At 62.8% G+C, this 8,403-nt stretch carries 11 protein-coding genes and 2 pseudogenes; 5 read left to right on the top strand and 8 right to left on the bottom strand.

What is annotated here, in order from left to right:
* From HKL97_RS09265 to HKL97_RS09240, 6 genes are all read right to left on the bottom strand, one after another.
* The coding region (locus HKL97_RS09265; RefSeq protein ID WP_291424639.1) for an NrsF family protein at positions 1–570 on the bottom strand (570 nt) is incomplete at its 3' end.
* On the bottom strand, positions 560–1,132 hold the full coding sequence (locus HKL97_RS09260; protein WP_291424637.1) for a sigma-70 family RNA polymerase sigma factor: 573 nt from the start codon (positions 1,130–1,132) through the stop codon (positions 560–562). The genes HKL97_RS09260 and HKL97_RS09265, both read right to left, overlap by 11 nt.
* Before the next feature lie 49 nt (positions 1,133–1,181).
* The gene (locus tag HKL97_RS09255; RefSeq protein WP_291424635.1) at positions 1,182–1,859 is read right to left on the bottom strand and encodes a DUF6969 family protein; all 678 of its coding nucleotides are present in this window, start codon (positions 1,857–1,859) and stop codon (positions 1,182–1,184) included.
* Positions 1,859–2,578: a cytochrome c biogenesis CcdA family protein gene (locus HKL97_RS09250; protein WP_291424633.1), complete on the bottom strand. Its 720-nt coding sequence runs from the start codon at positions 2,576–2,578 to the stop codon at positions 1,859–1,861. The genes HKL97_RS09255 and HKL97_RS09250 overlap by 1 nt, the downstream gene beginning before the upstream one ends.
* Before the next feature lie 9 nt (positions 2,579–2,587).
* Positions 2,588–3,010, bottom strand: a complete 423-nt coding sequence (locus HKL97_RS09245; RefSeq protein WP_291424630.1) for a thioredoxin family protein — start codon at positions 3,008–3,010, stop codon at positions 2,588–2,590.
* 132 nt (positions 3,011–3,142) lie between these two features.
* Entirely contained in the window at positions 3,143–3,352 is a 210-nt protein-coding gene (locus tag HKL97_RS09240; RefSeq protein WP_291424629.1) for a hypothetical protein, read from the bottom strand.
* Here HKL97_RS09240 and HKL97_RS09235 point away from each other — a divergent pair.
* Together HKL97_RS09235 and HKL97_RS09230 are read left to right on the top strand one after the other, a co-directional pair.
* Positions 3,351–3,500 carry a hypothetical protein gene (locus tag HKL97_RS09235; RefSeq protein ID WP_291424627.1) on the top strand — a complete coding sequence of 50 codons (150 nt, stop codon included), beginning with the start codon at positions 3,351–3,353 and terminating at the stop codon, positions 3,498–3,500. The two genes, HKL97_RS09240 and HKL97_RS09235, sit on opposite strands and share 2 nt — an antisense overlap.
* Positions 3,501–3,544: 44 nt before the next feature.
* Positions 3,545–3,661 (top strand): annotated as a pseudogene (locus tag HKL97_RS09230) (transposase); the annotation flags it as partial.
* A gap of 371 nt (positions 3,662–4,032) precedes the next feature.
* On the opposite strand, the gene HKL97_RS09225 reads toward HKL97_RS09230, so the two are convergent.
* Together HKL97_RS09225 and HKL97_RS09220 are read right to left on the bottom strand one after the other, a co-directional pair.
* Positions 4,033–5,022 (bottom strand): aldo/keto reductase, encoded by a 990-nt coding sequence (locus HKL97_RS09225; RefSeq protein ID WP_291424625.1) that lies wholly within the window; start codon positions 5,020–5,022, stop codon positions 4,033–4,035.
* A gap of 23 nt (positions 5,023–5,045) precedes the next feature.
* Entirely contained in the window at positions 5,046–6,035 is a 990-nt protein-coding gene (locus tag HKL97_RS09220) for an aldo/keto reductase (RefSeq protein WP_291424623.1), read from the bottom strand.
* 133 nt (positions 6,036–6,168) lie between these two features.
* Here HKL97_RS09220 and HKL97_RS09215 point away from each other — a divergent pair, with 133 nt between their 5' ends.
* From HKL97_RS09215 to HKL97_RS09205, 3 genes and pseudogenes are all read left to right on the top strand, one after another.
* A complete protein-coding gene (locus HKL97_RS09215) occupies positions 6,169–7,062 on the top strand; it encodes a LysR family transcriptional regulator (protein ID WP_291424621.1) in 894 nt (297 codons plus the stop codon).
* Positions 7,063–7,329: 267 nt separating this feature from the next.
* Positions 7,330–8,139 (top strand): polyprenyl diphosphate synthase, encoded by an 810-nt coding sequence (gene uppS, locus HKL97_RS09210; protein ID WP_291424619.1) that lies wholly within the window; start codon positions 7,330–7,332, stop codon positions 8,137–8,139.
* A 27-nt stretch (positions 8,140–8,166) separates the two neighbouring features.
* Positions 8,167–8,403: pseudogene (locus tag HKL97_RS09205) on the top strand (hypothetical protein); the annotation flags it as partial.

Genomic DNA, 8,403 nt, shown 5'->3' with positions numbered 1-8,403 from the left:
CCAGACCAGAACCGTCATCATCGTATCCGCCGCGTGGAATAATGGCAGCGCCACTTCGGCGGCGGCGGCGGCGGCCATGGCGCCGCACAGGCAGGCGTGTGTGGTGCGAAACATGGCGCTGCGGCGCAGAAGCCAGACCATGGCCACAGCGGGGACAAAACCGGCCATTGCAATGGCCGGGACACACAAGAAATCCGGGCGCAGAATGAGCGCCGCGCCGTGGGTTTGCAGGGATAGAATAAAGCATTGCCGCCCAAGCTCGAGGAGCCACAGAGCAAGGGCCGCAACCGGCAAATATAGCTTCCACCCAGGTTCGTCCGGCCGCCCGGCACAGAATGCGGCATAAGCGGAGATAAGCGCTGTGGTCAGAGCCAGCAACTCCGCCAACACGAAACGCGGTTGCGTAAGCAGTCCGGCAAGGTCTGGCCGCAGACCCATGGCATAGACAACCATTGCAAGCACCAGCACGGTGACGAGCAGCCAGCGCAGCAGCAGCGTTGCAGGCGGCGCGGCGCGGCGCACCGGCGGCAGATCACGCGCGAGGCTGGCGATCAACTCCTCAGTCCTCATGTGTAATATTCTCCTTCATGGCTTTCTTCAGCCGCTGCATCGCCCGGAATGTTGCAACCTTAAGGGCAACGACGCTCATGCCGGTCTCCAAGGCGGCTTCGCGCAGGGAAAGTTGGCGGACCTTCAGCAAGTTCAACACGAGCCTGTCACGCTCGCCCAAGCCCTTGAGCGCCATCATCATCGAGGCCGTATCAACATCCCGATCCTGTGTGTCGTTCGTCGCGAGGGCCGTGGAGGTTACAGGCACATCGTCAATGGCTGTCTCCCGTCCGGCATGGCGCTGGCGGCGGCGGCGGATTTCGGCGCCGCGAAATTTCAATATCCCGAACAGAAACGGGACCACGGGGCGGCTGGGGTCGTAGAGATGCCGGCTCTGATGCAGCGCCAGCAGTGTTTCCTGCACCATGTCCTCGATGTCAGCGGCGCTGCTTTGCGGCCAGCGCGCGCGGGCGCGGCGGCGTAGCCAGGGCAGAGCCTCCTGCAGCACGCGGGCATAGGCGCGCGCATCGCCAAGCTGCGCCGCCGCGAGCCAGATCCGCCAGTCTGGGTTTTCCTCCGCCATAGTCGCTCCCTTGAGTGGACAGAGTATAGCGTCTGCCCGGCGGGGCCAATCACCGCCCAGGGGAATGATGTCCGCCAGAAGCAGGTTCTGCGGCATCGTCTGTCTCCGGCAGGTTCAGGCTTTGGCGCAAACGGGCGAGGGTGCCGGGTAAATTGATGCGGGCGCGGCTGAGGATTTCCAGCGCCTCGTCGGCCAGGGCGTCCGCCTGCGATGCCGCCGCATGGCGGGCCAGGCGTTTGTCACGCCGGCGCAGCAGGGCGGCGATCTCGCGCCGGTACAGAACGCATAACGCGGTCAGCGCCTGGTTCACCGCCGCGGGGGCTGGGGCATCACGCCAGGCCAGGCGGGGCAGTTGGGGGATGAGCGCCTCCGCGGGTAGCCAGTTATCAGCCGTAACCCAGAGATTGGTGGTGAAGAATTGCGCCGGCCGGCCGAAATGGTCGAGGGCGATCGCCAGCACATGGGTCAGGTTGGATGTGCCCTCGCCGCGCAGGTAGCAATGGATATGGCCGCTCTCCGCTGCCCCCCGGTGCGCGTGGAAATAATATTGGGCGCGGGTGTGCGGGTCGAGCGCGTCATCAGCCGGGTAATGTGTTTCGGTGACAAAATCCTGCCCATCCACCAATGCGGTGACGATGTTTCGCCCGGCGGATTCCATCTCGCCCAGGGCGGCCACCAGCGCGGCAGCGGCCTCGGCACGCTCCAGCAGGGTTGGGGACGCGCGCATCAGAATTGTGTCGTGGCGGCGCTGAGCCAGCCGGGCGAGGCTTGTACCAGATAGGCTTCCAACGGATGGTCCAACCCCGTGATCATCAGCAGAGAGACGGCCACCATCGCGCCGCCGAGCAGCATTTTGCCGGCGGAGCCAGCACCCAGCATCCGGCCGCGCAAGCCCAGCAACGTGGCGCGTGATAAAAAGCCAAGCCCCACCAGGGGCAATGCGGTGCCGATGCCAAACATCAGCATCACCAGCGCCACATGGCCTAAATCCTTGCCCTGCGAGGCCAGCAGGCTGGCAGCGCCCAGGGTTGGCCCGGCACACGGCGTCCAGATGGCGCCGAGCAACAGGCCGATGCCAAATTGCCCGCGCAGGCCAACGCCCTTGCCGCCGCCAAACCGGCTGTTCATCCAGTTGCCAAACGGCCCGGCCGCGACCGCCAGCCTTGCCTGCGCGCCGGGCAGCAGCAGGAGCAGCCCCAACGCCAGCAACATTGCCGCCGCCAGCAGCCGGAAGGCGCCAAGGTTCAGCCCCAGGGAGAACCCGATGGTGGCAACAAACAAGCCGATGGCCGTGAAAGACAGGGCGACACCGCCCGCCAGCGCCAGGGGGCCGGCGCGGTGTTCGGATAATGCGCCGCCCAAGACCAAAGGCAGCACCGGCACCACACAAGGCGAGAGTGTGGAGAGCAGCCCGGCAACCAACGCAAAAAAAACCGCGGTGAGCATGATGTCTACTCAGTCCTGAACCGCAGCGTTGAGCAGCGTCTCGATGTCTGATTTGCTGGTGATGCCGACCGCGCGCAACGCCTCCTTGCCGTCATGAAAAGCAATCAACGTGCTTTGCATTGTTGCGCCGAATTGCTGTACCACGGGCTTTTGTGCATCGAAATCGACATCGAGAATCTCCAGCGCGGCATAACGCGGGTCGTTTTCCAGCCCTTTCAAAACCAGCTTCTGCCGTGCGCAGGTCGGACACCAGCTTGCCTCGATATGGATCACCACCGGCGTATGGTTGGCCATCGCGGTTGCGAACGCGGCCTGGGTGTAGGGGGTGGTCGTGGCAGCCATGGCCTCTGGTGCACCCATGAGCAAAAAGCCAGACAGAACCATGCCCGGCAGGGCAAGGGATGAGATGAAATTACGAAATCTTCTGTTCATGGTTCTAAGATTCCTTGCAGAAACGGCCGTTGATGCCGCCGCGGTGTGATGCCCGCCAGGCTGGCACGCATGATTCACCGATCATTTCGTGGCATGGCGGGCGTCTCTCTGAACGGAGGGGGTAAGCCCGGCTTAGTTTGCCTTGCACTTGGCGGCGGCGCAGGGCGCGGCTTTGCCGGCGCAGGCACCGGTTTTACCCGCGCAGGCGCCGGTTTTACCCGCACAGGAAGTGCTGGTCTGCGCGGTGCAGGCCGCGCGCGCATGGGTGGGGATGACCGCGGCCGTCAAGCCGCCCAGGGAGACAGCCGCGCCGAGCATGAGCATGGAGGGGGTGAACTTCATGGATATTTTCCTTTTGGCAAACTTAGCGCGGGACAATTCCAGCGCCTCGCATTCCGAGTTCGCCACAAAAAAGGGAAAGGTTACAGGCGGCATAAAAATTTATGTGCGGCGTGGTTGGCAGGTAACCTTTTGGCTCTACGAAGCGTAAGTCTAATGTCCTGCCCCTGAAGCCCGCTGCATCTCATAGCGGACGGAAGAGACAAGCAGGCCAGAGGCTTCCGGCCGTTCCTCCTCCGCGGTATCGATAAGGTCAAAGCAGAATGGGCAACGATCTGCACCGCCCATAACCTCGTAAAACTCACGGCTTGAGGGGGAGCGCCGCAAATGAAAACACGTGGCTAATGCAGCTAAATACTGCCACAAAGATTACCAGGGCACGCTTCTCGATCGTAGCCAGAACACGCCAGGACATGGGCTCGCTCTGCCGCTGGTGCGGGTAATTGCGGTGTTTCATGGAGGCAGCGTAACGCTTTTGGATCATGCGCCGGGACTGCGTGTGCGGGTTAAACTCCCAACGGTCAAGCGAAATGAAAACGGGTTGTTGATTCCCTCTGAGAATTGCTCGTCCAATACGAAAAGCGGCCGGGCCGTTCTGGAGTTTGCTTGTGTGAATGAGAGAGAACGATGGCGAAACCTGATTTCACCATCGTTCTCCTGTGCCGCAATGGTTCCTGCCGCGCTCAGCGCCCGACCGTTGCCATGAGATGTGCTGGATAGCGCTCACCCTCGATCTGGATTTTGCCCGATGCGGCTTCGATCTCTGCCAGATCGGCGGGTGTAAGAAGCAGATTTGCCGCGTCGAGATTTTCCTCCAGCCGGTGCAGCTTGGTGGTGCCGGGAATGGGCGCGATCCACGGCTTTTGCGCCAGCAGCCAGGCCAGCGCCACCTGGGCCGGCGTGGCGTTGTGCCGTGCGGCGATGGTTTTTAGCAATGCCACCAGCGCCATGTTGGCCGTCATGGCTTCGGGCGTGAAGCGCGGCAGGATACGGCGGAAATCATTCTCGATCAGCTTTGTGTCCTTGCTCATGGCCCCGGTAAGAAACCCCTTGCCCAGCGGGCTGTAGGGAACGAACCCAATGCCCAGCTCTTCGCAGACCGCCAGAATGCCATTGGTCTCGGGCCCGCGTGTCCAGAGCGAATATTCGTTCTGCAACGCGCTGACCTTCTGTACGGCATGAGCGCGGCGCACGGTCTGCGCGCCTGGTTCAGAGAGACCGAAATGCACTACCTTGCCTTCATCGGTCAGCGCCTTTACCGCCCCCGCCACATCCTCGATGGGCACATCCGGGTCCACGCGATGCTGGTAGAACAGATCGATGCGGTCGGTGCGCAGGCGCTTGAGCGAGGCTTCGCACACGGCGCGGATTTGCGCGGGGCGGGAGTTCAGCCCGGCCATTTTGCCGTCCACGATGTTGAAGCCGAATTTGGTGGCGATCACCACCTCGTCACGCACGGCTTCGAGCGCCTCGCCTACCAATTCCTCATTGGTGTAGGGGCCGTAAACCTCGGCTGTGTCGAAGAAGGTGACGCCACGCTCATAAGCGGCGCGGATCAGCGCCACGGCGTCTTGGCGCGGTAGCGCCGTGCCGTAGCCAAAGTTCAGCCCCATGCAGCCATAGCCAATGGCTGAGACGGTCAGGCCGCTTTGGCCCAGTTCACGTTTGTTCATAATAATTCCTTGCTATGTCTGTATTATCGATATGAAAGCGCCAGCACCGCTTCTGGTAGGCGCGCGCCCGTAATCTCGATGGCCTTGATGGCGGTTTCGATCCCGGCCATGTCGGCGTTTGAAAGAGTAACGGTCGCGCCACCGAGATTCTCCTCAACCCGCTCCAGCCGGCGGGTACCGAAAATGGGCACGATGAACGGCTTGCGCGCGAGCAGCCAGGCCAGCGCGATCTGCGCCGGGGTGGCGCTTTTCTCCGCCGCGATCCGGCGCAGTAGATCCACCACGGTCTGGTTCGCGTCGCGCGCCTTCTCAGTAAAACGTGGGGAAATGGCGCGGAAATCGGTGGGCGCGAAATCGGTGCGGGCATTGATGGTGCCGGTGAGAAACCCCGCCCCCAGAGGCGCCCAGGGGACGAAGCCGATGCCAAGTTCTTCGCATAACGGTAGCACCTCGGGCTCGGGCTCGCGGGTCCAGAGCGAATATTCGCTCTGGACGGCGGTGACGGGTTGCACGGCATGGGCGCGGGCAATGGTGCTGGCGGCGGCCTCGGACAGGCCGAAATGCTTCACCTTGCCGGCCTGGATCAGCTCTTTCACCGTCCCGGCCACGTCCTCGATGGGTACGTTAGGGTCCACGCGGTGCTGGTAGAGCAGGTCGATCGTCTCGAAATTCAGCCGGGCTAAGCTGGCATCAACCACCTGGCGGATATGCTCCGGCCGGCTGTTGACCCCTGCCCCGCGGACGCCGGTTGCGGGGTCGACATTAAAGCCGAATTTGGTGGCAACGACCACCTCATCGCGCATTGGCGCCAGCGCCTCGCCCAGCAGGATCTCGTTGGTCCATGGACCATAGACCTCGGCGGTGTCGAAGAACGTGACACCACGCTCATAGGCGCCGCGGATGACGCGAATGGCCTCGGCTTTTTCGGGCGATGGACCGTAGGTGGAGGCAAAGCTCATGGTGCCGAAGCCGATTTCCGAGACGGCAAGCGAACCAAGGTGGCGGGTTTTCATAATCAAGACCTCAAGGGATGGGGTAAGATGCATCGAGCCGGGCAGGCTCTCATAATCAAGATGGTGTATAGCCTCTGCTAATCATGACGATTAGATGCTAAATTGATCATGAAGCGATACCTGGAGCTTATCAATGAGACGCGACACGTTGGGAGATCTGGCCGTGTTTCTGAGCGTGGCAGAGGAGCGTAGCTTCACCCGTGCGGCAGCGGCGCTGGGCACCTCGCAATCGGCCATCAGCCAGATTGTGCGGCGGCTGGAAGCGGCGATGGGAGTGAAGCTGCTCACGCGCACCACCCGCGCCGTTGCCCTCACGGCGGCGGGGGAGCAATTGGCCTCGACCTTGCGCCCGGCTTTCGATGACATCGACGCGCGGCTGAACGCACTCACCGCCCTGGCGGAAAAACCCTCCGGCGCGTTGCGCATCACCACCAGCAAACATGCCGCGCAAACGGTGCTTTGGCCCGTGCTCAAGCGGATGATGCAGGATTATCCCGATATCAGCGTGGAGTTGTCGCTGGATGGGCATCTCATCGACATTGTCGCCGAGCGGTTCGACGCTGGCGTGCGGCTGGGCGAGCAGGTGGCGAAGGATATGATCGCGGTGCGGATCGGGCCGGATATGCGCATGGCGGTGGTCGGTGCCCCTGCCTATCTGGAGCGCTTTGGCCGCCCCGCCACGCCGCATGAGTTGACCCGCCACCGCTGCATCAATCTCCGCCTGCCGAGCGCGGGCGGGCTATATGCCTGGGAGTTTGAGAAGGAGGACAGGGCGGTCAACGTCCGGGTCGATGGACCGCTGATCGTCAACGATGTGGAGATGATGCTGCAGGCCGCGCAAGACGGGTTGGCGCTGGCCTATGTTCTTGAGGGTCAGGTCACGGCGCATCTGGCGAGCGGGCGGCTTGTGCGGGTTCTGGAGGATTGGTGCCCATATTTTCCCGGCTATCACCTCTATTATCCTGACCGCCGGCAACTACCGGCAGCCTTCACGCTGCTCATTAACGCGCTGCGCTATAGACCGTGATGGAGAGGGCTGTCACGAAGATCGAGTGAATCAAGTGAATCGTGAATTGCGAGTCCGGCTCAAGACACCGGCCGAACGGAGGGTATCCACTGAAAACGGGTGGATCGAAATCGGCTCAGGGGGCATAAGGGCAAAGCGCGGCAGGTTTGCTTACAGTCCTTGTTACAACAACCTCTGCAGAACGGGTACATGAAAGAAACGTCACTATCAAATACGGTCGAGCCGGCGGGTCAATCCGCCTTTAAGCCGCGGCCGGGCGGGTTTGCCGTGTTGCGGCGTTGGGTGCGGTTAATCACCGGGCCGGTCTGGCAGCTGGTTTATGGCCTTTATGAGCGTCAGCTGGCGCGGCAGGTACGAGCGCTGCCGATGCCCGGCCATGTCGGCATTATTCTCGACGGCAACCGCCGCCATGCGCGCGAGAGCGGCATGCAGGATCCCGGCGCGATCTACCGGCTCGGTGCGGCCAAGCTCGACGATATTCTGGCCTGGAGCGTCGGACTCGGCATACGCATGGTCACGCTCTGGGTGTTTTCACCCGATAATCTGCGCCGGCCGGAGACGGAGATCGGCGGGATTTTCGGCGCGGTCGAGACCAAGATGCGCGCCCTTGCGGCGGATCCGCATATCCACCGCCGGGGCGTGCATGTCGCCGCCATGGGCCGGCGCGACCTGCTGCCCCCCGGGCTGCTGGAGGCAATAGATGCCGCTGAGGCCGCCACGCGAGGCAATGATCGAATAACCGTCACACTGGCCATTGGCTATGGCGGGCGGGAGGAGATCGCCGACGCGGTGCGGGCCTTCCTGGCTGATTGCGCCGTACACGGGCTTTCAACGGCTGAAGCGGCCGCGCAAGTCAGCCCGGCGGTGATCCGGCGGCATCTGTATCTGGCTGACATGCCTGACCCGGACCTGATCATCCGCACCAGCGGTGAGGTCCGCCTTTCAGGGTTCATGCTCTGGCAGAGCGTGCATAGCGAGCTGTATTTCTGCGACGTGAACTGGCCCGTGATGCGGCGGATCGATTATCTGCGCGCCATCCGCTCTTATCAGCGGCGCGAGCGGCGGTTTGGCGTCTGAGCGCGGGTAGTATAGCCTGGCGGCCTGATGCAAGCCTTTGCCGCCGCCATTATCGCGTTTGCCACCGCGCATAGCCTGCTGGCCTATGGCCTGGCTTTTTTGCTCGCCGGGGCGGAAGCGTTTCCGGTGATCGGGGCGCTGGTGCCGGGTACAGCGGTCATCGTCGGGCTTGGCGCGCTGGTGCCGGGCGGGGCGCTGGCCATGTGGCCGTTGATTGGTGCCACCGCAGCTGGGGCCGTTACCGGAGACGGCTTCTCATATCTG

It is taken from the genome of Acidocella sp., assembly GCF_013044125.1.
Classification (GTDB): Bacteria; Pseudomonadota; Alphaproteobacteria; order Acetobacterales; family Acetobacteraceae; genus Acidocella.
The sequence above is the reverse complement of the archived record's forward strand: the minus strand, read 5'-3'. Positions and strand labels throughout refer to the sequence as shown.